The following is a 24,599-nucleotide window of genomic DNA, read 5'->3' on the forward strand; positions in this document are numbered from 1 at the left end:
GGCATCCCGCTTCTTACGACGCAGCGCCGAAAGGCTGCTGGACCCCGGATCGAGTCCGGGGTGACGAACATTAAACACCCTCTCCCTGAGTGGGCTTTTACAGGAACGAGACTTTTGAGCGACGAAGACGATATCCAGGATGCCCTCGCCGATTTCGCGGAGGATGTCGGCAATGGCCAGTCATGGACGGCGGCGATCCTCATCCTGACCGAGGATTACGAACTGGAAGAAGGCGAGTTGCAGCCGCGTGCCGTCCAGGATTTCGGCGATCTCGATGCCTATCAGGCGCAGTGCCGCGAGGCGCTGGCCAAGGGCGATGCGACGTTCACCGAGCGGCTGCGGACGGACAAGACGTTTCACAAGGCCAAGGCGCCCAATCTCGCGCGCATGGGGCCGGTGAGCGAGTTCGTCGTTGGCCTGCTGGAGAAGGGCGCGCCGGAGCCGGGCGCTGACTGGTGGCCCTATATGCCGATCAAGCGGCACATCGACACGCTGTTCCCCGCCCCCGGCGACGTGCGTGACATGGCCTTCTGGACGGCCCGCACGCTCATCCGCCAGCACGAGCAGGAAGGCGGGCGCTGATGCTGACCATCGACAATCTCCACACCGAAATCGACGGCAAGGCCATCCTCAAGGGCCTCAGCCTCTCGATCAATGCGGGCGAAATCCATGCGATCATGGGGCCGAACGGTGCGGGCAAGTCCACGCTGGCCTACACGCTTGGCGGTCGGCCCGGTTATGAAGCCACGCAGGGCAGCGTCTCGTTCAACGGCGCCGATCTGCTCGACATGGAGCCGCATGAGCGCGCCGCCGCCGGCTTGTTCCTCGGCTTCCAATATCCGGTCGAGATTCCTGGCGTCTCCAATGTCCAGTTCCTGCGCGAGGCGCTGAACAGCCAGCGCCGCGTCCGCGGTGAAGAGCCGCTGTCCGCCGCCGATTTCCTGCGGCTGGCGCGCGAGAAGGCGGCGCTGCTCGGCATGGACATGGAGATGCTCAAGCGCCCGGTAAATGTGGGCTTTTCGGGCGGCGAGAAGAAGCGCGCCGAGATGGTCCATATGGGCATATTGGACCCCAAGCTGGCGATTCTCGACGAGACCGATTCCGGCCTCGATATCGATGCGCTCAAGACCGTGGGCGCCGGGATCAACGCGATCATGCGCGCGCCGGACAAGGCCGTGCTGCTCATCACCCATTATCAGCGCCTGCTCGATTATGTGCAGCCGGACTTCGTGCACGTGCTCGCGGCCGGCCGCATCGTGAAATCGGGTGGACCGGAACTGGCGCTGGCGCTGGAGAAGGACGGCTATGCCGAGGTGGTCGCGGCATGAGTCTGATGGCCGCCTTGGTGTTTGCTCAGAGCGCCGTCGCCGCGCCGCCGGTGCCGATTGAGGGCGCGACCGACGAGGACATCACCGTCATCGCGCAGCGCCTGCGCGGCGTCCAGGTGGGCATCACCCGTGACGCGGCGGGCAAATATCATTGCGGATTGAGTGAATCGACCGGCGTGCGCAAGCTCGACGCGGCCTTGTGCAAGGCCACCACGCAATGCGTGCGCAAAGGCAAGGCGTCGCAGGACGAGGTGCGCGCCTGTGTGGACAAGGCCCGGCCCTCGTTGGTCGCGCGCATTCGCGAGTATCTGTCGACCGAGCGGGCGGGAGGCGGCGCATGATGGCATCGGCAACGCTCCCCACGCGCCGCGACGAGGCTTGGCGCTATAGCGACCTCGATGCCGCGGCGCAGGTCTGGCCCGTGGGCGCGCCCGAGCGGATCGTCGTCGCGCCCGGTGAAGTGCGCACGCTGGCGCTGCTGCAGGATAGCGCGGACGGCGAGAGCATCGTGCGCGATCATCTGGTCGAGATCGGCGCGGGCGGCACGCTCAACGTCCATCTGCTGAACAGCGGCGGCACGCTGGGGCGGGTCACCTTCGACGTGACGCTCGCCCGCCATGCGCATTTCGAGCTGAAGGCGGCGTTGATCGGTGGCGCCTCGCAGACCATCGAGCTGGTGACGACGCTCAACCATGCCGAGCCGGAAGCGACCAGTGCGCAGACCGTGCGGGCGATCGCGGCGGGCAAGGCGACGACCAATTATCTCGGGCAGATCCGCGTCGCGCGCGATGCACAGAAGACCGATGCCGCACAGAGCTTCAAGGCGATGCTGCTCGGCCGCACCGCCACGGCCAATGCCAAGCCGGAGTTGGAGATCTTCGCCGATGACGTGAAGTGCGCCCATGGTGCCAGCATTGGCCAGCTCGATGCCGCTGCCTTGTTCTACATGGCCTCGCGCGGGATCGATCCAGCAAGCGCCAAGGCGCTGTTGCTCGAAGCCTTCATCGCCGGGCTGTTCGACGACATGGCCGACGAGGCCGAGCGCGAGCGGTTCGCGACGGTGGCGCGGGCCCGGTTGGAGGCGCTGGGATGATGGGGCGTGCTGCTCTTATGAATGGTTCGCTGGCTTCTGCCGCCCCCGTGCTCCTGCGAAGGCAGGAGCCTAGGGCGCAACCGACTGCCCTTGCCCCCCTGGGCTCCTGCCTTGACAGGAGCAAGGGAAGGGGCCGTGCTGGGTGTGTCTCGACTTCGCTCGACACGAACGGAAGGGTGGGGTTGATCGGGTTATTCCGGCCTCGGGTTCGCGCTCGCGCGCTCTGTTCGGAGATGTCAGCGTGATGACGACCAAGACCCCGTTCGTGTCGAGCGAAGTCGAGACACCCTCCGCCGCAACCATGAACGCGCTCCTCAGCCGTCGCGCCGATTTCCCCGGCCTCGTCACCGTTGACGGCAAGCCCTGGCACTATCTCGATACCGCCGCCACGGCACAGAAGCCGCAGGCGGTGATCGAGGCCACGGTGCGGGCCATGGGCGCGGATTATGCGACTGTGCATCGCGGCGTCTACGCGCGCTCGGCGGACATGACGCTGGCCTTCGAGGCCGCGCGCCGTCGCGTGGCGCGCTTTATCAACGCGCCGAGCGAGAATGAGATCGTCTTCGTGCGCGGCGCGACCGAGGGGATCAATCTCGTCGCGCAGAGCTGGGGCGGGGCCAATCTCAAGGCCGGCGACCGCATCCTGCTCTCGACGCTGGAGCATCACAGCAATATCGTGCCCTGGCAGCTGATTGCCGAGCGGACCGGCGCGCAAATCGACGTCGTGCCACTGACGCAGGATGGCCGCATCGATCTGGATGCCATGGCGGCGATGATCCGTCCGGAGCACAAGCTCGTGGCGCTGGCTCATGTCTCCAATGTGCTCGGCAGCGTGCTGGACGTGCAGCGCGCGGCGGAGATTGCCCATGGCGCCGGGGCGCTGTTGCTGGTCGATGGCTGTCAGGCCGCGCCGCGTCTCGCCATCGACGTGCAGACGCTGGGCTGCGATTTCTACCTCTTCTCCGGCCACAAGTTGTACGGCCCAACCGGCATCGGCGTGCTGTGGGCGCGGGGCGCAATCCTCGAGGCCATGCCGCCTTATCATGGCGGCGGTGCGATGATCGACAAGGTGACCTTCGCGCGCACCACTTATGCACCGCCCCCCGCGCGGTTCGAGGCGGGCACCCCCGCGATCATTGAGACGATCGGGCTGGCGGCGGCAATCGATTATGTCGAGGCGATCGGGCTCGATCGCATGGCTGCCCATGAGGATGCTCTGGTCGCCCGCACGCGCGAGGCGTTGCGCGGCATCAACACCATCCGCCTGCTCGGGCCGGAGGATGCGGCGGGAATCGTCTCTTTCGTGATGGAGGGGGTTCATCCCCACGACATCGGCACTATCTTGGATGAGAGCGGCGTGGCGATCCGCGCGGGCCATCACTGCGCGCAGCCGCTCATGGCGCATCTCGGCGTCGAGGCGACGGCGAGGGCCAGCTTCGGGATTTACAATGATGAAAGCGATATCGAGGCCCTGTTGCGTGGCCTCGATCGGGTCAGGACGATATTCGGATGAATGACGAGAGCAGAATCAGGACCGAGGAAGTCGAAGGCGTCGCTTCGCCGCCGCGCGCTCGCGTGAGCGATGTGGTGGAGGATGTGCCGTCATCGGCTGAAAATGCCTCGGACAAGGTCGCCCGCAAGCGCGACTATCTGGAGGGCTTTCTTGCCCAGAAGCCCAGCGATGCGCCCGCCGGTGAGCCGGGCGGCGCGACCTATGATGCGGTGATCGATGCGCTCAAGAGCATCTTCGATCCGGAAATCCCCGTGAACATCTACGATCTCGGGCTGATCTACGGGGTCGAGGTGGGCGAGGACAATCATGTCGCCGTGACCATGACGCTGACGACGCCGCATTGCCCGGTCGCGGAATCGATGCCGGGCGAAGTGGAAATGCGCGTGGGATCGGTGCCCGGCGTCGGGCTGGTGGACGTCAATCTCGTCTGGGACCCACCGTGGGACCCGCAGAAGATGAGCGATGAAGCCAAGCTGGAACTGGGGATGCTGTAAACACTTAGCCCCTCCCCTTCAGGGGAGAGGTTGGGGTGGGGGCTGGCGGTTATTTCCCGACCTGCCCGACCGGAGTTACTGTGAAGGACGGAGCCATGACCACGACCACCACCAAGCGCCCGCTGCCTGCCGCCGTCACGCTGACGCCGGCCGCCGAGCAGCGTGTTGCGGACCTGATGGCCAAGGCGCCTGAGGGCACGATGGGCGTCAAGCTCTCCACGCCGCGCCGGGGCTGCTCGGGGCTGGCCTATTCCGTTGACTATGTGAGCGAAGTCGCGCCGTTCGATGAGCGGATCGAGACGCCCGGCGGCCTGTTCTTCATCGATGCCGCCTCGGTGCTCTACCTCATCGGCTCGACCATGGACTGGGTGGAAGACGATTTCACCGCCGGCTTCGTGTTCAACAATCCCAACGCCAAGGGCGCCTGCGGCTGCGGCGAAAGCTTCACCGTCTGAAGGCGGGCAGTTCTCCTCTCGTCATTCCCGCGCACGCGGGAATCCAGGGGCGCAATCGCAGTTCCGCGGGGTTCTGGATTCCCGCGTTCGCGGGAATGACCGGAACAGGGGGGGCTCGGTTTGGCCAGCCTACGTTCGGCAGCAGTCGAGCCTCAGAACCCCACCGACCAACGCAGAGCCATGCCCAGCTCGTCGGGTATGGCCGCGATGTTGCCGCCCTGCTCGCGCAGGAAGAGGTTGGCGCCGAGCCAGCCGGGGCCGATGCCGCGCCCATAGCTCAGCTCATAATCGCGCTGGCGGCCGCGCGGCACGAGGTTGAGCGGCACGCGCGCGTCGGTCGCCAGTTGCTGCTCCCAGTCCCAGGTCTGCGGTACGATCAGCGTGAAGCGGCTGGCGATGACGCGCAGCGGCTGGGAGATGCGCAGACCCAGCAGATCGCCGGGCGCGAAGAGATCGCCACGGGCCAGATCGGCCGACCAGCTTTGGCTGACCAGCGATCCGCCTTCGCGCAAGGCTCCGCCGGCCGCGGCGCGGGTCCAGCCGCGCTGCCAGTTGGCCGAGAGGCGGACGGCGCCCGGCAGGTCGGCGCGCGCCCCCAACCGCGTAAACAGGCTGCGCGCCGACTGTGCACCGAAATTGGCGGAGAAGCGGGCGCCGAGCAGCGTGGCCTGCTCGTCCAGCATCGTCGTCCCGGCAGTGAGGCCGATCGCCCCGCGCTGATAGTCGAGCGAGAGCGACGCCGCATGATAGGGCGTGGCGCGCCACTGCTCGGCATCCGCGAGAGCGGCACGTTGCATATCGCCCCGCTCGAACCCGCCGATGATGGTCAGCGCCGGTGACAGCTGCTGCGAGACGGTGAGGGCAGCTTGCGCCTGCCGGTCGGCCTGATCGGCATCGAAGCCATGATCCGCCATCAGGAAGCTGGGGCCGGCACGGCCGGCGAGGCGCTGTTCCAACGCGGCGATGCTCGTCCGCAAGCCCAGCATCATGCGCGCCTGGGGTGCGATCTGCGCGCTCAGCGTGCCGGAGAGCAGCCGGGTGCGGGCCTCGTCTGACTGACGGAACGCAAACGGATCGCGCGTGGTGGTCGCCTCAACTGTCGGGCGGAGATTGAGCGAGAGGCTGAGCGACTGCGTCCCGACGTTGAGATGGCGCTGGGTGGTGTCGAGCGCAGCGGCGAACTCACGGCGCGGTGCAGGGCGGGCGAAGCGCGGGGTCAGGTCTACGCGATAGGCGCGCTGATAATCGTCCAGCGCAACCGCATCCAGCGCGGCAGGCGTGGCGTCGCCCATCGGTGCGGACAGTGTGCTGGTCGAAAGGGGTGAGAGCGCGATCTGTGTGCCAGCCATGCTGAGCGTGCCGACCGGCTGGAACGCCTTGGCGATATCCAGGATGCCCACGCCATAGCGCGCATCGGCGCCCGGCGCGCCGACATCGCGCGCGCTGTTCTTGAGCAGCGCAACGATCTGCGCGCTGGTGAGATTGGGGAAGGCATCCGCCAGCAGCGCAGCGGCGCCGGCCACCTGCGGCGCGGCAAACGATGTGCCGGAATAGAGATAGTCGGTGCCGGTGTGATCGAAGGACAGGACGCGACTGCCGAGCGCGGCGATGCTCACGCTCTCGAAGCCGGCAACACCGGCCGAGAAGCTGCTCACCGTATCATTGCTGTTTACCGATGGCGCGATGATCACGAGGCCGTTGCTGTAGGCCGGGTTGGCAAAGGATTGCGCCAGCTCGTCCGGCGCGGCCATCATGGGCTGGCCGTCCTCGTTATTGCCGGCGGAAATGACAATGATGATGCCGGCCTGGGTGGCGCGCTTCACCGCCTGCAGCAGATAATTGGGAGCCGCGCCGCCCCCGAGCGAGACGTTGATGATCCGTGCGCCATTGATCCTGGCATGGTCGATGGCGTTGGCAATGGCCGTGGTGCTGTGCTTGCAGCCATCGGCATCGCAGTCGGACTGGTCGTCGGTCCGCAGCGCCATCACGGTCGCGCCCCAGGCCATCCCCATCACGCGCCGGTTGTTGCGCCCTGCAGCAAGCACCGCCGAGACCGCCGTGCCATGGCCCTCCACATCCGTGTAGCTGCTATTGCCGGCAAAGTCCGCGGAGGCGGCGCTGATCCGGCCGGTGAACTCGCCGGTCGGATCCGACAGGCCGCTGTCCACCACGCCGACCGTCACGCCCGCGCCGCTGGCGCCCGCCTGATAGGCAGTAATCGCGCCATGATAAGGCAGGCCGGAGGAATTGCGGTATTCGCTGGTGTCGTAATTGACCGTGCTGGGGGTCGGCGCGGGCGTGGGTGCCGGGGTCGGAGTCGGTGTCGGTGTGGGAGCCGGTGCGGGTGTGGGCGTCGAGTTAAGCGCGCCACCGCCACCCCCACAGCCGGCCAGCGTCAGCAGCGCCACTACCGAGCCAAAAGCGATCACATGCCGCATGATTGCAGGTTCCCCGTCCGCGCGACGATGCGCGCTGCGACATTAGTGGCGCCTGGTTAACGGGCTGTTTCGCAAAAAACAGGGCTGCGAGGGGGCGGTTGCCAGCCTGTCCAATCAGGCGACGAGATGATCCAGGCGCGTGTTGCGCTCGATCAATTTCTGCGGATGCGCGGGCCGGTAGATCAGGCGCGAGAGAGAGAATCGAGGAGAGCGACGCATGGCCCATTTCCCCAACACGTTCGGTTTCACCGGTACACTTCGCCCGCTCCGTTTGCAGGGCGACATTCACGACGTCGAGATCGAGGGGGAAGTCCCCGCTGATCTGGATGGCGCCTTCCACCGCGTCCACCCGGACAATCAGTTCGCACCCAAATTCGAGGACGACCAGTTCTTCAATGGCGACGGCATGGTCAGCATGTTCCGGGTCAAGGATGGCAAGGTCGATTTCCGCCAGCGTTATGCGCAGACCGACAAGTGGAAGCTGGAGAACAAGGCCGGCAAGTCGCTGTTCGGCATGTACCGCAATCACCTGACCGACGATCCGAGCGTCGAGGGGCAGATTCGTGGCACCGCCAATACCAATGTGCTGGTCCATGCCGGCAAGCTCTACGCCATGAAGGAGGACAGCCCCTGCCTGCTCATGGACCCGAACACTCTGGAGACCCATGGCTACACCGACTTCGGCGGGCGGATCGACAGCAAGACCTTCTGCGCCCATCCGAAGATCGACCCGGCCACCGGCAATATGTGTGCCTTCTCCTACATGTCCAAAGGGCCGATGACCCATGACATGAGCTATATGGAAATCTCGCCCACCGGTGAGTTGCTGTTCGAGATCCCCTTCCAGAACAAATATCTGTGCATGATGCATGATTTCGGCGTGACGGAAGATTATGCGGTCTTCTCGGTCATGCCGCTGCTCACCAGCATGGAGCGGCTGGAAAAGCGCCTGCCCTATTTCGGGTTCGACACCACCCAGCCGGTCTGGCTTGCCGTGCTACCCCGGCAGGCCGGCGCCACGGCCGCGGACATGCGCTGGTTCAAGGCGCCATCCAACTGCTTCGTGGGCCATGTGATGAACGCCTTCAACGAGGGCACGCGAATCTACTTCGATCATCCGGTGGCGGCCAACAACAGCTTCCCCTTCTTCCCGGATATTCACGGCGCGCCGTTCGATCCGATTGCGGGCCTGGGCTATCTCAGCCGCTGGAGCGTCGACATGGCGTCCAACAGTGACGAGTTCGAGAGCATCGAGAAGCTGACCAATCTCGCCGACGAGTTCCCCCGGATCGATGATCGCTACGCCACGCAGGCTTATCGCCATGGTTGGATGCTCGTGATGGATCGGGAGAAGCCCTATGAAGGGCCGGGCGGTCCGTTTGTCGGCATGATCAACAGCCTTGCCCATATCGATCTCGCCACGGGGAGCACCAAGATCTGGTGGCCGGGGCCGCAATGCGGCATCCAGGAGCCCTGCTTCGTTCCGAAATCAGCGGATGCGCCGGAAGGCGAAGGCTATGTGATCGCACTGGTCGACAATCACGTGACCAATTATTCTGAGCTGTGCTTCTTCGATGCCCAGCATGTCGACGAGGGACCGGTCGCCCGCGCCAAGCTGCCCGTGCGCATCCGGCAGGGGCTGCACGGCAATTGGTCGACTGGGGCGCAGCTGGCGGGGATTTGAGGGCGAGGTTGCACTCCCTCTAAAAGCGTCCGTTCCAACACCCCGTTCGTGTCGAGCGAAGTCGAGACACGCCCAGCGCTGCGCTTTGGTGTCTCGACTTCGCTCGACACGAACGGAGGGGTGGTTTCTGGCGCGCATTAGGGCGGGAGGTTTTTAGCCTCCCGCCCCTTCCCATCAGAACGAGACCTTCACCGTCGCGCCCCAGGTGCGCGGGTCGCCGGGCAGCCCCGCGATCAGGCCGGTATTGGCGGGGCCGACGAACAGCTGCTCGTAATAGTTCTCGTTAAAAGCATTCCGCACCCATCCGAAGATGTCGAGGCCGGCATCCGTCCGAAAGCCGAGCCGGACGTTCGACAGGCTGTAGCCGTCGATCCAGGTGTAAGCTGAGGGTGAGGCGTTGGACGAGAAGTTGGAGCGATAACTGCCGTCATAGCCGAGATACACCTCGCCGGTCTGGCCGAGCAGCGTGGCCGGCACATTGCCTTCCGCGCCGAAGGAGAGCGCCCACTTGGAGACGCCCGGCAGGCGCTGGCCGGAGATGTCGCAATTGGCCGGGCTGAAGCCACCGGGCGTGCCCGGCACGCTCGGCGCATTGCTCCCGGCCGCCGTGCCGCCAGAAAGCTCCGGCGGGCAGGGCGCGTCGACGAAGCGCCGATAGGTGGCATCCGTGTAGGCGCCATTCACATAGGCATTGAAACGCTGGCTCGGGCGCACCGAGAAGTCGACCTCCACGCCTTGCGAGCGGACTTTGTCGGCATTGGCGAGATAGCCGCGCAGCACCCCGAACTGGCCGTTGTTCACCGTGGCCTGATAATCCTTGATGTCGGTGCGGAAGGCCGAGAGGTTGAGCGTCGCGCGACGATCCCAGAACTGCGCCTTGATGCCGGCCTCGAAATGCTGGACCTGCTCGGGCCGGATCTGCCCGGCGGCAAGGATCGGATTGCCGGCGGCATCGGTGGGCAGGCCGTTCTGGTTGATGCCGACCGTCTTGAAGGTCTTGGCATAGGTCGCATAGGTCAGGATGTCCGGGGCGACGCGGTAGCTCACTGTGAGGTCGTAGCTGAAGTTCCAGTCGCTGGCCTCCGGGGCGCTGAGCTGCGGGGTGAAGACACCGAGCTGCGCCGCACGCACAGTGCCCGTGTCCGTCGCGAAGATTTCCACGCCCTGTCCATCGAAGACGCGGCGCTGGTAGAAGCCTTCCTTCTTGTCATAGTTGAGGCGCAGGCCGGGCTGGATAGTCAGCGCGTCGGTGGCCTTCCAGGCCAGCTGGCCGAACAGCGCCAGGCTGGTGCTCTTGAGATATTGCGTGTTGCGCGCGGTCAGCCCGTTCAGCACCGCCGGGTTGCTGGCCAACGCACTGCTCGGGTTCAGCGTCCAGCGGCTGGATGCCGCGCCATGCTGCTCGGTTCCCTGCGTGTCGATCCGCTGGTTAAAGGCGAAGGCGCCCAGAACGAAATCGAACTGCTTGCCGCTGTAATTGTAGCGCAGCTCCTGCGTGTACTGATCCTGCTGGGAGGGGTTCTGCGAGAGCGTGACGATCGGCAGGCCGGTAAAATCGCGGTCGTTCTCCGGTTTCCAGTTCCAGCTGCGCCAGGCAGTCACGGAAGTCAGCGTGCCGGGGCCGACATCCCACTTCAACCGCAGGGCGACGCCGCCGATGACGTTGCCGGCATTGAGGCTGGCATCGAGATCGGTCAGGCGGTCAAAGCCATTCAGGCTGGGTGGCGCGTAGTTCTGCGCGGCAGCCAAGGCGGCGAACTGGCGATTGAGCGGGCGCTGGGTGGCGCCCGTGCGCACGAACACCGAGCCGCAGCACGCCGCATCCTGCTCGCTATAGTCGCCCACAAGGGTGGCGCTGAAGGTGTCGGTGGGCTTCCAGAGCAACTGTCCGCGCAGGCCGATATTGTCCTGACTCTGAATCCACCGGTCGGTTGTGACATTGTAGATCGTGCCGCGCCGGCTGGTGCTGGAGACGGCGATGCGCGCAGCCAGCGTGTCCGAGAGCGGGCCGGAAATGGCGGCCTTGGCCTGCTTGAAGTTCAGGCTGCCCACGCTGACCTCCGCCTTGCCCTCAAAGTCGAAGGTCGGCTGATTGGTGGTGATATTGATCGCCCCGGCTGTGGTGTTCTTGCCGTAAAGCGTGCCCTGCGGTCCGCGCAGCACTTCGATCTGCGCGACGTCGAGAAAGTCGAAGGTGGCCGAGGCGACCCGCGAGTAATAGACGTCATCCACATAGATGCCGACCCCCTGCTCGAAGCCGTCGCTGGTGAGGCCGAAGGGCACGCCGATGCCGCGGATGTTCACGGCCGTGTTGCGCGGGTTGGACGAATAGAATTGCAGCGTCGGCGCAAGCTGCTGGAGACGGCCGACATTGAAGGCCCCGGTGCTGTCGAGCTGGGCGCCGCCGACGACGGAGACGGCAATCGGGATTTCCTGCGAGGTTTCGGAGCGCCGGCGCGCCGTCACCACGATCTCCTGCGGGGCGCTGCGGTCTTCATGCGGGGCGGCCGTGCTGTGGGAGCCGGTCGCGGGCGCTGCGCCTGCGGTTTCGTCCGCTTGTGCGGTGCCATGAAAGAGAAGAGCTGCGGCGAGCGCGCTCAGCGAAAGAAGCGGTCTGTTGACCATGGTGAAATCCCCTTGTTTGAAAAAAGGGATGCCTCCAGTGGTCCGGTCAGCATCATGCTATGGGTCTGTTATCGCGCGGGCGGCCAGGCGGCCCGACGGAAAGGGTTAGGCGGTCAGCCTGGTCTTCTCGGTCACCTCGATCTGGACGAGGCGGCCTTCGTGCACAGTCAGATGCACGGCGCCGAATTTGAGGCGGTCAAGATGCTGCCGAATCAGAGAGAGCGCGCTGCCATGGGGGTCATCCCCGCTCTGGGCAGCCGAATGGGGCGTGGGCGTGGACATCGGCCGTTCCTCCTGTTTTGCCGGGTCGGAGGCGATAACTTAACTCAATCGATTATATTGACAATAGGATTGCGATGAACATTTGCTTTTCCGCGAGGAACAGCAGCTTCCTCCTGCGCCGCCCAATCTTCGCTAAGGTCGGCGTGCAGGCGTGAGCCCCTTCACAGACCGGCGCGCGAAGACCCAGCGCCCGTCTTCCCGCACCAGATCGTCCTCATAGGCGGCCATGAGCACGGGCGTGGGCCGGTTCCGCTCATCCGGCACGACGTAGAGCGACATGGATGTCGCCCTCGCGCTGTCCGCGCCGGTGAAGGTCACGACCTCGTTGAAGAACAGGTGATAATTCGGCTCGGCGAAGCCCATGGCATTGCCGGCGAAGACCTTGCGCATCATTTCGCCGGCAGCCGGCCCCCGCGCTTCTGCGCCACCGCCGGCGGCATAGACGCCGTCCTTTCCGAACAGTCGCCCGAACCCCGCGAAGTCGCGCGCGTCGAGCGTGCTGCCATAAGCGACGAGCAGCGCGTGGATGGCGGCCCGATCGGCGGTTTCGTCGCGCTGGGCGCTGGCCGGAAGAGCGGCGCCGGCGAGCAGCGCGATCGCAGCGATGGGGCGCAATGCGATCATTGCGCGGCCTGGCGCGCGCGGACGACCTTCATCCATTCCTCGGCGGTGGGCATCACCGGATAATCGACGCGGCGCCGGATCTTCCATTCGCCATTCTCGCGGATGAATTCGTCCTCATAGCGGCCCGCGAGCGCCGGCACCGGCTCGCCATTCGGGCCGCGCCAGATGAGCAGGTGGCGCGAGTGCGCGGTCGCCCGGTTGCCGTCGATGTCGATCTGGATGTTGGACGTGAGGTGATAGTTCTCGTTGTTCACGAAGCCCGCGGGCGGCGTGCCATAGAGGTTGACGAGCAACTGCCGGATTGCCGCGCGTCCCTTGTGGACGGCCTTGCCGTTCGCCCATTCGCCATCAGTGGCAAACAGATTCGCATAGGCGGTATAGTCGCGGGCATCCTGCGTGGCGGCATAATCGACGATGATGCGCCGGATCGCCAGCTCATCCTCCACCCGCTGCAGCCGTTGCTCGACGGTGAGCGGCGCCTTTGGCGTCTCCGCGAGGCTCGCCCCGCTCAGTCCGGCCATGGCCAGCAGGCCTACAGCTATAATTGCATCACGCATCGCACTCTCCCTCCGTTCTATGCGCCCTTGCCGGGCATCATCGAGCGGAGGCTAATGGCCGAAGATGGAAATTTGAATGGATGCGCTGTCCTCAAGGCTGACGGCGATTGCTTAGCATGATAGCGATTGCCAATCGCACGATCGTGTCAGGAGGGAGAGGAGAGGGACTATGGACTATCGCTATCTGGGGCGCAGCGCCCTCAAGGTCTCGCCACTTTGCCTTGGCACCATGATGTTCGGCGGCGCGACGGATGAGCCCACGGCGACGCGGATCATCCACAAGGCGCGCGACCAGGGCATCAATTTTCTCGACACCGCCGATGGCTATAATGGCGGCCAATCTGAGGAAGTGGTGGGCCGGGCGATCCGCGACCACCGGCATCATTGGGTCGTCGCCACCAAATTTGGCCATGCCTTCGGGAAGGGGCCGAATGAGGGCGGGCAATCGCGCAAATGGATCGTGCAGGATGTCGAGGCGAGCCTCAAGCGGCTGTGCACCGACTATATCGACCTGCTCTATTTTCATAAGGCCGATCCGCATGCGCCCTTCGAGGAAGGGCTGCGGGCGATTGACGATCTGATCGCGCAGGGGAAGCTGCGTTATTATGGCGTGTCGAACTTTCGCGGCTGGCGCATTGCCGAGATCTGCCGCGCGGCGGACGCCATTGGCATGGATCGGCCGATTGCCAGTCAGCCGCTGTATAATATGGTCGATCGCCTCGTTGAGGTGGAGCAGATGCCCGCCGCTGGCCATTATGGCCTGGGCGTGGTGCCCTACAGCCCGCTGGCCCGGGGGGTGCTGAGCGGCAAATATGCCGGTGACGGGCCGCCGCCGGCGGACTCTCGCGCCGCGCGGGGCGACATCCGTCTCAAGCAAACCGAGTGGCGCACCGAATCGCTGGCCATTGCCGAGGCGGTGAATGCCCATGCCGCTGCCAAGGGGGTGAGCACCGTCGCCTTTGCGCTGGCCTGGGTGCTGCGCAACCGCTTCGTCAGCGCCGCGATTGCCGGCCCGCGCACCGAGGCGCAGTGGGATGCCTATCTCGATGCGCTGAGCGTACCGATGGGCCCCGAGGACGAGGCCTTTGCCGACGGACTGGTGGCGCCCGGTTATGCCTCCACCCATGGCTATACCGATCCGGCCTATCCCATCGAGGGCCGGCAGGTGCGGGACTGAGCATGGCCGCAGCGGCGGATATCTACGCGGCACCGGCGGTGTCGGTCGATGCGCTGCATGACCAGCTCTATCGTGGGGATATCGTCCGCTTCGGGGCGCTTCCGGCGATGCGCGCGCTGGCGGATCATGCGCGCGCCTTCGTCGAGCAGCACCTCGCGCCCCACGATCCGGAGCGCATTCACGAGGCGTTGGACAGGGTGGCGCTGGCCGAGACGCTCGACGCCGTGCAGCGCGCCTTCTCCAATGACGCGCAAGCCAAGCACTTATGGCGCGCGCTGTTCGAGGCGGTGGGATTGCAGGCCGACGACGTGGCGCGGGACCGGCTGCTGCTGCGCTTCCAGCCGCCCGTGCCGGCGGATAACCAGCCGCACAGCGCGCGCAGCACGGCGACGGTCGGCTTTCATCGCGATAGCTGGGGCACCAATCTGGCGGCGCAGGTCAACTGGTGGGCGCCGGTCTGGCCGATCACAAGCGGGCGCACCTTCGCGTTTCTGCCCGAGCTGTTCGACCGGCCGATCCCCAATGACAGCGCCGATTTCGATCTCGCCGAAGCGATGGCCCGGCGCCGCACCGGCAGCGCCTCAGCCGATCGCGGGCGCATGGCGCCACGCCCGCTCGTCCCCATCGACGCCGCCCAAGGCACGCCGGTGCTGATCGCGCCGGGCGAGATCATCGCCTTTTCGGCGCAGCACGCTCATGTCGGGGTGGAGAACCGGACCGGGCTGACGCGCATCTCGTTGGAAACGCGCACCGTGCGGATCAGCGATCATCTGGCAGGGCGCGGCGCGCCGAATGTCGATGGTCGCGCGCGCTGGATTGCTTATGCGCTGTTCCGGCGGCTTAGCGATCGCAGACCGCTGGCCGATGTGCTGGGCGTCAGCCCGTTGATGCCCTTTGGCGAGGGGCCGGCGGTTCCCGGGATTTAGGACCCGAGCACGGCTTTCACTGGCTCCACCTCATAACCCAGCGCCTCCGCGACGGCGGGGCAGGTGACCTTGCCGGCATGGACATTGAGGCCATTGGCCAGATGCGGGTCGCGGGCGAGCGCGGCGCGCCAGCCGAGATCGGCGATGCTGAGCGCATGGGGCAGGGTGACGTTGTTCAGCGCATAGGTGCTCGTCCGCGCGACGGCACCGGGCATGTTGGCGACGCAATAATGCACGATGCCATCCACGATGAAGGTCGGCTCGGCATGAGTGGTGGGCCGGCTGGTCTCGAAACAGCCGCCCTGATCGATCGCGACATCGACGAGCACCGCGCCACTCTTCATGGACGAGAGCATGTCGCGTGAGACCAGCTTCGGCGCGGTGGCACCGGGCACCAGCACCGCGCCGATGACCAGATCCGCATCCACAAGCCTTTCCGCAAGCGCCGCGCGGCCCGAGAAGCGGGTCTTCGCGCGCCCCTCGAAGTGGGTGCCGAGACGCTCTAGAACATCCGGATTGCGGTCGAGGATCGTCACGTCGGCGCCCAATCCTGTGGCCATCTGCGCGGCATTGAAGCCGACCACGCCGCCTCCGAGAATGACCACCTTTGCCGGCAGGACGCCCGGCACGCCGCCGAGCAGGACGCCGCGCCCGCCATGCGCCTTCTCAAGCGCGGTCGCGCCGGCCTGTATGCTCATCCGCCCGGCCACCTGGCTCATCGGTTTGAGCAAGGGCAGCGTGCCCTGCGGGCCGGTTACCGTTTCATAGGCGATGGCCGTCACGCCGGAGCGAACCAAATCGGCAGTCTGGGCGGCATCGGGGGCGAGATGGAGATAGGTGTAGAGGATCTGTCCGGGCCGAAGCATCTCGCGCTCCTCCGCCTGCGGCTCCTTGACCTTGACGATCATCTCGCACTGCCCGAACACCGTCCGCGCATCGGGCTGGATGATCGCTCCGGCGGCGCGATAATCCTCATCGCTGCTGCCGATGCCTAGACCCGCGGCCTGTTCGACCCAGACTTCATGGCCATGCGCCACCAGTTCCCGCACGCTCTCCGGGGTGAGGCCGACACGATATTCGTGGTTCTTGATTTCCCTGACTGTCCCGATGCGCATCGATTTTCTCCTGTCTTCTGCACATAGGAGAGGATGTGTTGGAGACAATGAGGCGGCGGGCAGCGCGGGCGACGATGCGCCGCCCGGATCTCAGGTGCCCCGCGCGTAGGCCCGCATGAAGATGTGCGTGAAGCGCAGCGCATAGACGTCAATCTCGGCGTCGTTCAGTCGCTCGAATCCCCAGATCGCCCGCATATGCTGGCCGATGCAAAGGCCCATCAGGGCTTCCACCATGACTGCGGGGTCTTCCTCGATCAGCGCGCCGCTGGCGATCTGCCGGGCAAAGAAAGCCTGCAAGGCGCCCTGAACCGGCCGGGCGGCCCGCTCATGGAAAATCTTGCCGACCTCGGGAAAGCGCCCACTCTCCGCAACGACCAGCCGCCAGGTGGCTTGGCCGTCCGGCGACGTGATCTTGCGCAGGAAGGCGCGACAGAAGGCGATGAGCGTGCACTCAAGATCGGCTTTCGTTGCCAGCACGTCCTGAATCTCGGCGCGAAACTGCAGGCTGACTTCCTCAACGACTGCGGCGAACAGGTCTTCCTTGGATCGAAAATAGCCCCACAACGTCGCCTTGGAGCCGCCGAGCGTCTTGAGCAGGCCGGACATCGACGTGCCGGCATAACCATGCTCCAGAAATGAGGTGCGCGCAGCGTCGACAATGGCCTGCCGGCGGTCCTGCTTGCGGCTTTCGCGGCGCGTGACGGGGAGTGTTTCGGTATCCTGCTCCATAACCGTACTATACAGTACAGTTTTCTGTTGACAACCCCGTCATTGAGGATCAGAGCGCTGACTGTACCCAACAGTACGGTTTTTCGACTCATGGCCACGACTTTCCTGTCTCGACGCGCTGGTGCCCTGCTCGCGATGCTGGCTCTCCCCGGCTGCGCGGCCGTCCCTCGTATGGGCCCGGCACCGGCGATCGCGCCGGCCGATCATTACGCGGCGAGCCAGAGCCTGGCTCCGACTGCCCCGGGCGCGCCTTGGGTCAAGGCAGATTGGTGGGCCAGCTATGGCGACCCGCAGCTCGACGGGCTGATTCAGGAGGCCTTGGCCGGATCGCCGGATCTCGCGGTTGCGCTAGCGCGCGTCCGCCGGGCCGAGGCGATCGCCCAGCAGGCCGGCGCGGCCCGCTTGCCCTCGCTTGATGTGTCCGCCGGCGGCTCCGCTGCCAAGCAAAGCTATAATAACGGCATTCCGCCGGCTTTCGTGCCGCAGGGCTGGAACAGCTCGGGCAATGTCCACGCCGCGCTCGGTTTCGATCTTGACCTCTGGGGTCGCAATCGCGCGGCCTATGCCGCTGCCCGCTCGGATGCCGAGGCGGCGCAGCTCGATTATCAGCAGGCGGCGCTGATGCTCTCCACAAATGTCGCGGATGCCTATGCCGATCTGGCGCGGCTGTTCGCGCAGCGAGCGGTGCTGCAGACGGCGCTGGAGGTGCGCGAGAAGACGCAGGGCCTGGTGAGCGATCGCGTGACCTCCGGCCTCGATACCCAGGCAGAGCTCAAGCAGGCCAGCGCTGCCGTTCCGGCCGCCCGCAGCGATCTCGCCGCGACGGATGAGCAGATCGGGCTGGCTCGCAACCGGCTGGCGGCCCTGCTCGGCGCCGGCCCCGATCGCGGTCTGGCGATCACGCCTCCGGCCGTGACCATCGCGGCGCGGGGCATCCCCGAGGATGTCACCACCGATCTGGTCGGTCGCCGGCCCGACATTGCCGCCGCGCGGGTGCGGGTGGAGGCCGAGGCGAGCCGCATCAAGGTTGCCCGCGCCGATTTCTATCCGGCGATCAACCTGTCCGCGATCTTCGGCTTTCAGTCGCTCGGGCTGTCCAACCTGTTCAAGAGCGGCTCCGACTATGGCAGCGTTGGCCCGGCGATCACCCTGCCGATCTTTCGCGGCGGCGCGCTGCAAGGGCAATATAAAGGCGCCCGCGCCGGCTATGACGAGGCCGTGGCGAGCTACGACCGGACCGTGACCGACGCCTATCGCGCCGTCGCAGATGCCGTCGTCAGCCAGCGCGCGCTTGCCGTTCAGCTTGAGCAATCGCGCAAGTCGCTCGCGGATTTCGAAGCGGCGTATGCGATTGCCACGCAGCGATACGAGGGCGGGCTCTCCACCTTCCTCGATGTGCTGACCGCGCAGGACCGTGCGCTGCAGGCCAAGCGCATCGTGGCCGATCTTCAGGCGCGGGCCTTCACGCTCGACGTTGCACTCGTCCGTGCGCTCGGCGGCGGATTTACCGATACGGGCACGGCTGCCCAAACGACGCCCACCAAGGATGCTACCCATGGCTGAAGCTGACCCTCACTTCCCCGCAGCTACTGCAACGCAAACGTCGGATGCTGCGCCCTCCCGTAGTCGGCGCAAGACGGCTTTGCTGGCGATTGCCGGCGCGGTTCTGCTCGCGTGCATCGGCTATGGCGGATGGTATGCCGCCATTGGCAGCCATTATGTCGAGACCGACAATGCCTATGTCGGCGCAGATACCGCGCAGATTACGCCCATGGTGGGCGGACAGGTGGCGGCCGTGCTCAAGACGGACACGGACAGCGTGAAGGCTGGCGATATCCTGGTCCGGCTCGACGATCGCGATGCGCAGATTGCCCTCGCGACCGCACAGGCCGAGCTGGCCAAGGCACGCCGCCAGTTCGGGCAGGCGAGCGCGACCAGCAATGCACTGTCCGATCAGGTTCTCGCCCGGGGCGCGGACATCCGCAGCACGCAGGCCCAACTCGTCGCGGCGCAGGCCTCGTTCGAGAAGGCGCAGGTCGATTATAGCCGGCGCAAGGCGCTCTCGGCCAACGGTGCGGTCTCCGGTGATGAGCTGACGGCGGCGACCAACGCGCTCGCCAGCGCCCGTGCGGCGCTGGAACAGGCCAAGGCCGCCATGGCGCAGGCCAGCGCCTCGCGCGGCGTCGCGGCCGGCAATCTCGCCGCCAACGATGCGTTGATCCAGGGCAGCACGGTTGAAACCAATCCGGATGTTCTCGCCGCCAAGGCAAAGGTGCGGCAGGCCGAGCTCGATCTTGAGCGAACCGTCATCCGCGCACCCATCGATGGCGTCATCGCCAACCGGACCGTGCAGGTCGGCCAGCGCATCGCGCCGGGCGCGACGGTGATGCGCGTCGTCCCGGTCGGGCAGGTCTATGTCGATGCGAATTTCAAGGAAAGCCAGCTCACCAAGGTGAAGCCGGGCCAGCCGGTGACGCTCGTGTCCGATCTCTATGGCAGCAGCGTCGAATATCATGGCCGTGTCGTCGGCTTCTCGGGCGGTACCGGATCGGCCTTTGCGCTGATCCCGGCCCAGAATGCGACCGGCAACTGGATCAAGGTGGTGCAGCGCCTGCCGGTGCGCGTCGCGCTCGACGCCAAGGAGCTGGCCGCGCATCCGCTGCGGGTCGGGCTTTCGATGACCGCCGAGGTCGATACATCGGCGCAGTGAGCGCGACCGGATAGGGAAGGGCACAGGCATGGCCAGCAAGGCGGACGATTTCACGCCGCTCTCGGGCGCTGCGCTGGTGATTGCCGGCGCGGTGCTCGCGCTCAGCAATTTCATGATCGTGCTGGACACGACGATCGCCAATGTCTCGGTGGCGCACATTGCCGGCTCGCTCGGCATCTCGGCCTCGCAGGGCACATGGATCATCACATCCTATGCGGTGGCGGAAGCGATCTGCGTGCCGCTGACCGGCTGGCTTGCGGGGCGCTTCGGCACCGTGCGCACCTTCACCTTCGGCATGATCGGCTTTGGCATCTTCTCGGTGCTCTGCGGCCTGTCGAGCAGCCTCGGCATGCTGGTCGCCTTCCGCATCGGCCAGGGGCTGTGCGGCGGGCCGCTGATGCCGCTCAGCCAGACCTTGCTGATGCGCATCTTCCCCAAGCATCTGCGGGGGCAGGCAATGGGCCTGTGGGCGATGACCACCGTCATCGCGCCGATTCTCGGCCCTATCCTGGGGGGGACCATCAGCGATAGCTGGTCCTGGCACTGGATTTTCTTCATCAATATTCCGGTCGCCGCGCTGTGCGCTTATGGCGCGACCCGCTTCTTGCGCCACGCGGAGACCAGGACCGAGAAGATGCGTGTCGACACGATCGGGCTGGCGCTGCTGATCCTGTGGATCGGCGCGCTGCAGGTCATCCTCGACATCGGCCGCGAGCATGACTGGTTCGGGGACAGCAAGATCGTAATCCTGGCGATCATCGCGCTGATCGGCTTCGCGCTGTTCCTCGCCTGGGAGCTGACCGAGGCGCAACCGATCGTCAATCTGCGGGTGTTCCGGCATCGCGGCTTTTCGGCGGCGGTGCTCAGCCTGTCGCTTGCCTTCGGGACGATGTTCTCGGCGGTTGTGCTCATTCCGCAATGGCTGCAGACCGACCTTGGCTACACTGCCACCGACGCTGGCTACGTAACCGCCTTCATGGGCGTGGCTGCCGTCATCATGTCGCCCATCGTCGGCAAGCTCACCAACAAGGTCGATCCGCGCATTCTGGTGACATTCGGCATCCTGTGGCTCGGGCTCACGTCGCTGCTGCGCGCACACTGGACGTCGGGTGCGGACTTCTGGACGCTGGCCTTCCCGCAGCTGATGCAGGGCATCGGCATGCCCTTCTTCTTCATTCCGCTCACCACGATTGCGCTCTCGGCGGTAGACCCGGACGAGACCGCATCGGCGGCGGGCGTGATGAGCTTCCTGCGCACGATGGCCGGCGCCATTGGCACCTCCGTCGCTACGACCATGTGGGCCAATAATGCCGTGACGGCGCGCAGCGAGATGGTCGGCGCCATGAACAGCGAGGCGACGCGCGAGGCGCTGCAAGGCGCCGGCTTCTCGCTCGATCAGGTGCGCGGGGTGATCGAGCAGACCGTCCAGCAGGAAAGCCTGACGGTGGCGATCAACCACATGTTCCTGCTGTCCGCGGCCGCCTTCGTGTTCGCTGCCGCAGCAGTATGGTTCGCCCCCCGGCCGAAAAGGGCCGTCGATCCGGGCGCGGCACACTGATGGACACCCTCAGCCGACTCGATATCGAGCGGACCGAGGGTGCCTCATTCCAAGCCGGTTAGTGAGACCGCCTCAAACGTCGAGATTGGCGACGTTGAGGGCGTTGTCCTGGATGAACTCGCGGCGCGGTTCGACGATGTCGCCCATCAGGCGCGTGAAGATCTCGTCGGCGACGTCCGCCTGCTCGATCTCCACGCGGAGCATCGAGCGCACATTGGGATCGAGCGTGGTTTCCCACAGCTGGTCGGCGTTCATCTCACCAAGACCCTTGTAGCGCTGGATCGCGAGGCCCTTGCGGCCGGCGGCCAGCACGGCGTCGAGCAGCTCGGACGGGCGGGTGATCCGCACGCCGCGGGCGTGCGCAGCGGTGGGTGCGGGGGTCTCTTCGCCGTCGCTGTCTTCCGTCTCGCTCTCGGCCTGCGCCTGCGCGGCGGCAGCGCGCGCGGCGAGCAGATGGCTTGGGCTGGCGTAGAGGCTCGCCTGCTCCTTGGTCAGCGTGTCCAGCTTGCGGGCTTCGGCGGAATTGAGGAAGGCCGGCTCGATGATGTGGTGATCGGTCACGCCGCGCACCAGCCGCTCGAGATGATAGCCGCCCTCGGCCGAGAGGCGGCCGGTCCAGCGGCCTTCCTCGTCGGTCCGGTCCAGCCATTCCGCCGCGCGGGCGAGCGCCTGCGCGCGGGCATCATCAGAGAGATCGAAGGCCAGCGCGCCCGCCAGAGCCAGCGCCTCGACGATCGCACCGTCATAGCGACGCGGCACATAGCGCATCAGCGCGCGGCTGCGCCGGGCATGGTCGATGAGGTCACGCAGGTCCTGACCCGAGCGGGTGCCGGTTTCCGTCTCCAGCACCAGCGTATCGACACCATTGTCGACCAGATACTGGTCGAGCGCGGCTTCGTCCTTCAAGTAGACTTCGCTGCGCCCGCGCGTGGCTTTGTAGAGCGGCGGCTGGGCGATGTAGAGATGGCCGGCCTCGATGATCTGCGGCATCTGCCGGTAGAAGAAGGTGAGCAGCAGCGTGCGGATGTGGGCGCCGTCCACGTCGGCGTCCGTCATAATGACGATCTTGTGGTAGCGCAGCTTCTCCAGATTGAAGTCGTCGCGAATGCCGGTGCCCATCGCCTGGATGAGCGTGCCGATCTCGCGGCTGGCCAGCATCCGGTCGAACCGGGCCCGCTCGACATTGAGGATCTTGCCGCGCAAGGGCAGGATCGCCTGGAAATGCCGGTCGCGGCCCTGCTTGGCCGAGCCGCCGGCCGAATCGCCCTCGACGAGGAACAGCTCGGATTTGGCGGGGTCGCGCTCCTGACAGTCGGCGAGCTTGCCGGGCAGGGAGGCGATGTCCATCACGCCCTTGCGGCGCGTCAGTTCGCGGGCCTTCTTGGCGGCCTCGCGCGCCGCGGCGGCATCGACCACCTTCTGGATGATCGACTTGGCGTGGCCGGGATTTTCCTCCAGCCACTCCTGCATCTTGTCGGCCATCAGGCTTTCAAGCGGCTGGCGCACCTCGGAGGAGACCAGCTTGTCCTTGGTCTGGCTGCTGAACTTGGGATCGGGCAGCTTGACGGACACGATGGCAGTCAGCCCCTCGCGCATGTCCTCGCCGGTAAGGCTGACCTTCTCCTTCTTGAGCAGGCCGGACTTGTCGCCATAGCTGTTGAGCGTGCGGGTCAGCGCGGCGCGGAAGGCCGCCAGGTGAGTGCCGCCGTCCCGCTGCGGGATGTTGTTGGTGAAGCAGAGGACGTTCTCGTAATAACTGTCATTCCACTCCAGCGCGACATCAATGCCGATACCGTCCCGGTCCGCCGAGATGGCGATGGGGTCGGGCATCAGCGCATTCTTGTTGCGATCGAGATATTTCACGAAGGCCGCGATGCCGCCCTCGTAGAACAGGTCGTGCTCCTTCACCTCTTCATGGCGCTTGTCGCGCAGCAGGATGCGCACGCCGGAGTTGAGGAAGGCAAGCTCGCGATAGCGATGCTCCAGCTTGTCGAAATCGAACTCGGTGACGTTCTTGAACGTGTCGGTCGAGGCAAGGAAGGTGACGCGCGTCCCCTTTTTGGGCTTGCCGTCGACCACGGGCGCATCGCCGCGCACGACGAGCGGGCCTTCCGCATCACCATAGCGGAAGCGCATCCAGTGCTCCTTGCCTTCGCGCCACACGGTCAGCTCCAGCCACTCGGAAAGCGCGTTGACGACGGAGACGCCGACGCCGTGCAGGCCGCCGGAGACCTTATAGGCATTGTCGTCGGAGGTGTTCTCGAACTTTCCGCCGGCGTGCAGTTGGGTCATGATGACCTCGGCCGCCGAAACGCCTTCCTCGCGGTGAATGTCGGTCGGGATGCCGCGACCATTATCCTCGACCGAAACGGAGCCGTCCGGGTTCAGCTCGATCAGCACCAGATCGCAATGTCCGGCCAGCGCCTCGTCAATGGCGTTGTCGCTCACCTCGAAGACCATGTGATGCAGGCCGGAGCCGTCATCGGTATCGCCGATATACATGCCGGGGCGCTTGCGCACGGCGTCCAGGCCCTTCAGCACCTTGATGCTGTCGGCACCATAATCATTTGCGTTCTGAGCGGGGGTCGTATTGCTATTGTCCGTCATGCCCCAGCCTATAGGAAAAGGGGGCGACGAACGGAAGCGAAATGCTGTTTTTTCACCGCGCGGGAAGGGGCGCTCATGGCCCATTCAGGCAGAAGGGGGTAGAGCGGCAATCGGGCGCGGGAAATGGGAAACCGGAAAGGACGCAGGATGCGTTTCATGTCTCGCCTGTTCACAGGCATTATCGGGGTCGCGATGGTCGCTACGGTGCCCGCCGCCGCCCAATCGACTCGCGCAGCAGAGGCGCAGGCCAAGGCTGACGCCAAGCTCGCCAAGGCGCTGGAAGGGCGCACTGCCGGAGAGCCGGTCCGGTGCATCAGCCTGAGCAGCGTGCGCTCGACGCAGATCATCGACAAGACGGCGATCATCTATGAGGTCGGCGGCAAGCTCTATGTCAACCGGCCGGTTAGCGGCGCCTCGTCCCTTGATGATGACGATATTCTCGTCACCAAGACGAGCAGCTCGCAGCTGTGCGATGTCGATATCGTACGGCTAGTGGATCGCGCCGGGCACTTCCCGCGCGGCTTCGTCAGCCTCGGCAAGTTCGTTCCCTATGAGAAGGTGAAGACCGCGAGCTGATCATCCGGTCGCCGCCGGCAGGGGCTCGATATGGTTCTTGCAAAAAAGAGGCTCCCGGCGGTGCGCTGGGAGCCTCTTTTTGTATCTGCGGGCCCCGCGCACTGGGGC

Annotated in this window: 22 protein-coding genes; 14 read left to right on the forward strand and 8 right to left on the reverse strand. The window is 65.6% G+C overall.

The features are described 5' to 3' along the window. The first annotated feature begins 114 nt into the window (after window positions 1–114). The 7 genes from M2333_RS15115 (at window position 115) to M2333_RS15145 (ending at window position 4,883) form a co-directional block, all read left to right on the forward strand. Window positions 115–582 carry a hypothetical protein gene (locus M2333_RS15115; protein WP_264612299.1) on the forward strand — a complete coding sequence of 156 codons (468 nt, stop codon included), beginning with the start codon at window positions 115–117 and terminating at the stop codon, window positions 580–582. After that, window positions 582–1,328, forward strand: coding sequence for a Fe-S cluster assembly ATPase SufC (gene sufC, locus M2333_RS15120; protein WP_264571817.1), 747 nt, complete (start codon window positions 582–584; stop codon window positions 1,326–1,328). The genes M2333_RS15115 and sufC overlap by 1 nt, the downstream gene beginning before the upstream one ends. Further along, window positions 1,325–1,669, forward strand: coding sequence for a hypothetical protein (locus M2333_RS15125; RefSeq protein ID WP_264612300.1), 345 nt, complete (start codon window positions 1,325–1,327; stop codon window positions 1,667–1,669). The genes sufC and M2333_RS15125 overlap by 4 nt, the downstream gene beginning before the upstream one ends. Beyond that, a complete protein-coding gene (locus tag M2333_RS15130; RefSeq protein ID WP_264612638.1) occupies window positions 1,669–2,421 on the forward strand; it encodes a SufD family Fe-S cluster assembly protein in 753 nt (250 codons plus the stop codon). Before M2333_RS15125 ends, M2333_RS15130 begins: the two co-directional genes overlap by 1 nt. A gap of 301 nt (window positions 2,422–2,722) precedes the next feature. Continuing rightward, the gene (locus M2333_RS15135) at window positions 2,723–3,934 is read left to right on the forward strand and encodes a cysteine desulfurase (protein WP_264612639.1); all 1,212 of its coding nucleotides are present in this window, start codon (window positions 2,723–2,725) and stop codon (window positions 3,932–3,934) included. After that, entirely contained in the window at window positions 3,931–4,428 is a 498-nt protein-coding gene (locus tag M2333_RS15140; protein WP_264612301.1) for an SUF system Fe-S cluster assembly protein, read from the forward strand. The genes M2333_RS15135 and M2333_RS15140 overlap by 4 nt, the downstream gene beginning before the upstream one ends. 95 nt (window positions 4,429–4,523) lie before the next feature. Further along, on the forward strand, window positions 4,524–4,883 hold the full coding sequence (locus M2333_RS15145) for a HesB/IscA family protein (protein ID WP_181558414.1): 360 nt from the start codon (window positions 4,524–4,526) through the stop codon (window positions 4,881–4,883). A gap of 152 nt (window positions 4,884–5,035) precedes the next feature. On the opposite strand, the gene M2333_RS15150 is transcribed toward M2333_RS15145, so the two are convergent. Then, the gene (locus tag M2333_RS15150; protein ID WP_264612302.1) at window positions 5,036–7,321 is read right to left on the reverse strand and encodes a S8 family peptidase; all 2,286 of its coding nucleotides are present in this window, start codon (window positions 7,319–7,321) and stop codon (window positions 5,036–5,038) included. Between the two features lie 217 nt (window positions 7,322–7,538). On the opposite strand from M2333_RS15150, the gene M2333_RS15155 reads away from it, so the two are divergent. After that, window positions 7,539–9,005 carry a carotenoid oxygenase family protein gene (locus tag M2333_RS15155; RefSeq protein ID WP_264612303.1) on the forward strand — a complete coding sequence of 489 codons (1,467 nt, stop codon included), beginning with the start codon at window positions 7,539–7,541 and terminating at the stop codon, window positions 9,003–9,005. A gap of 174 nt (window positions 9,006–9,179) precedes the next feature. Here M2333_RS15155 and M2333_RS15160 read toward each other — a convergent pair whose 3' ends face one another. The 4 genes from M2333_RS15160 to M2333_RS15175 form a co-directional block, all read right to left on the reverse strand. Then, window positions 9,180–11,630, reverse strand: a complete 2,451-nt coding sequence (locus M2333_RS15160) for a TonB-dependent receptor (protein WP_264612304.1) — start codon at window positions 11,628–11,630, stop codon at window positions 9,180–9,182. Window positions 11,631–11,735: 105 nt separating this feature from the next. Then, window positions 11,736–11,912: a YezD family protein gene (locus M2333_RS15165; protein WP_264571822.1), complete on the reverse strand. Its 177-nt coding sequence runs from the start codon at window positions 11,910–11,912 to the stop codon at window positions 11,736–11,738. A gap of 132 nt (window positions 11,913–12,044) precedes the next feature. After that, window positions 12,045–12,536: a nuclear transport factor 2 family protein gene (locus M2333_RS15170; RefSeq protein ID WP_264612305.1), complete on the reverse strand. Its 492-nt coding sequence runs from the start codon at window positions 12,534–12,536 to the stop codon at window positions 12,045–12,047. Next, complete coding sequence (locus tag M2333_RS15175; protein ID WP_264612306.1) at window positions 12,533–13,093, reverse strand: nuclear transport factor 2 family protein; 561 nt, start codon at window positions 13,091–13,093, stop codon at window positions 12,533–12,535. Before M2333_RS15175 ends, M2333_RS15170 begins: the two co-directional genes overlap by 4 nt. Before the next feature lie 169 nt (window positions 13,094–13,262). Here M2333_RS15175 and M2333_RS15180 point away from each other — a divergent pair, with 169 nt between their 5' ends. Next, window positions 13,263–14,270, forward strand: a complete 1,008-nt coding sequence (locus M2333_RS15180) for an aldo/keto reductase (RefSeq protein WP_264612307.1) — start codon at window positions 13,263–13,265, stop codon at window positions 14,268–14,270. A gap of 2 nt (window positions 14,271–14,272) precedes the next feature. Further along, window positions 14,273–15,196, forward strand: a complete 924-nt coding sequence (locus M2333_RS15185; protein WP_264612308.1) for a hypothetical protein — start codon at window positions 14,273–14,275, stop codon at window positions 15,194–15,196. Here M2333_RS15185 and ald read toward each other — a convergent pair. Beyond that, window positions 15,193–16,311 carry an alanine dehydrogenase gene (ald, locus tag M2333_RS15190; RefSeq protein ID WP_264612309.1) on the reverse strand — a complete coding sequence of 373 codons (1,119 nt, stop codon included), beginning with the start codon at window positions 16,309–16,311 and terminating at the stop codon, window positions 15,193–15,195. The two genes, M2333_RS15185 and ald, sit on opposite strands and share 4 nt — an antisense overlap. Window positions 16,312–16,401: 90 nt before the next feature. Then, window positions 16,402–17,040 carry a TetR/AcrR family transcriptional regulator gene (locus M2333_RS15195; RefSeq protein ID WP_264612310.1) on the reverse strand — a complete coding sequence of 213 codons (639 nt, stop codon included), beginning with the start codon at window positions 17,038–17,040 and terminating at the stop codon, window positions 16,402–16,404. 90 nt (window positions 17,041–17,130) lie between these two features. Between M2333_RS15195 and M2333_RS15200 the strand changes: the two genes are divergently transcribed. From M2333_RS15200 to M2333_RS15210, 3 genes are read left to right on the forward strand one after another with little or no spacing between them, the layout of a single operon-like run. Further along, window positions 17,131–18,603, forward strand: coding sequence for an efflux transporter outer membrane subunit (locus M2333_RS15200; RefSeq protein WP_264612311.1), 1,473 nt, complete (start codon window positions 17,131–17,133; stop codon window positions 18,601–18,603). After that, entirely contained in the window at window positions 18,596–19,750 is a 1,155-nt protein-coding gene (locus M2333_RS15205; RefSeq protein WP_264612312.1) for an HlyD family efflux transporter periplasmic adaptor subunit, read from the forward strand. Before M2333_RS15200 ends, M2333_RS15205 begins: the two co-directional genes overlap by 8 nt. A 28-nt stretch (window positions 19,751–19,778) precedes the next feature. Then, window positions 19,779–21,308: a DHA2 family efflux MFS transporter permease subunit gene (locus M2333_RS15210; protein ID WP_264612313.1), complete on the forward strand. Its 1,530-nt coding sequence runs from the start codon at window positions 19,779–19,781 to the stop codon at window positions 21,306–21,308. 72 nt (window positions 21,309–21,380) lie between these two features. On the opposite strand, the gene gyrB is transcribed toward M2333_RS15210, so the two are convergent. Further along, on the reverse strand, window positions 21,381–23,915 hold the full coding sequence (gyrB, locus tag M2333_RS15215) for a DNA topoisomerase (ATP-hydrolyzing) subunit B (RefSeq protein WP_264612314.1): 2,535 nt from the start codon (window positions 23,913–23,915) through the stop codon (window positions 21,381–21,383). Between the two features lie 156 nt (window positions 23,916–24,071). On the opposite strand from gyrB, the gene M2333_RS15220 reads away from it, so the two are divergent. Further along, the gene (locus M2333_RS15220) at window positions 24,072–24,491 is read left to right on the forward strand and encodes a hypothetical protein (RefSeq protein WP_181561271.1); all 420 of its coding nucleotides are present in this window, start codon (window positions 24,072–24,074) and stop codon (window positions 24,489–24,491) included. Window positions 24,492–24,599 lie beyond the last annotated feature (108 nt).

It is taken from the genome of Sphingobium sp. B11D3B (assembly GCF_025961735.1).
In the GTDB taxonomy this organism is placed as follows: domain Bacteria; phylum Pseudomonadota; class Alphaproteobacteria; order Sphingomonadales; family Sphingomonadaceae; genus Sphingobium.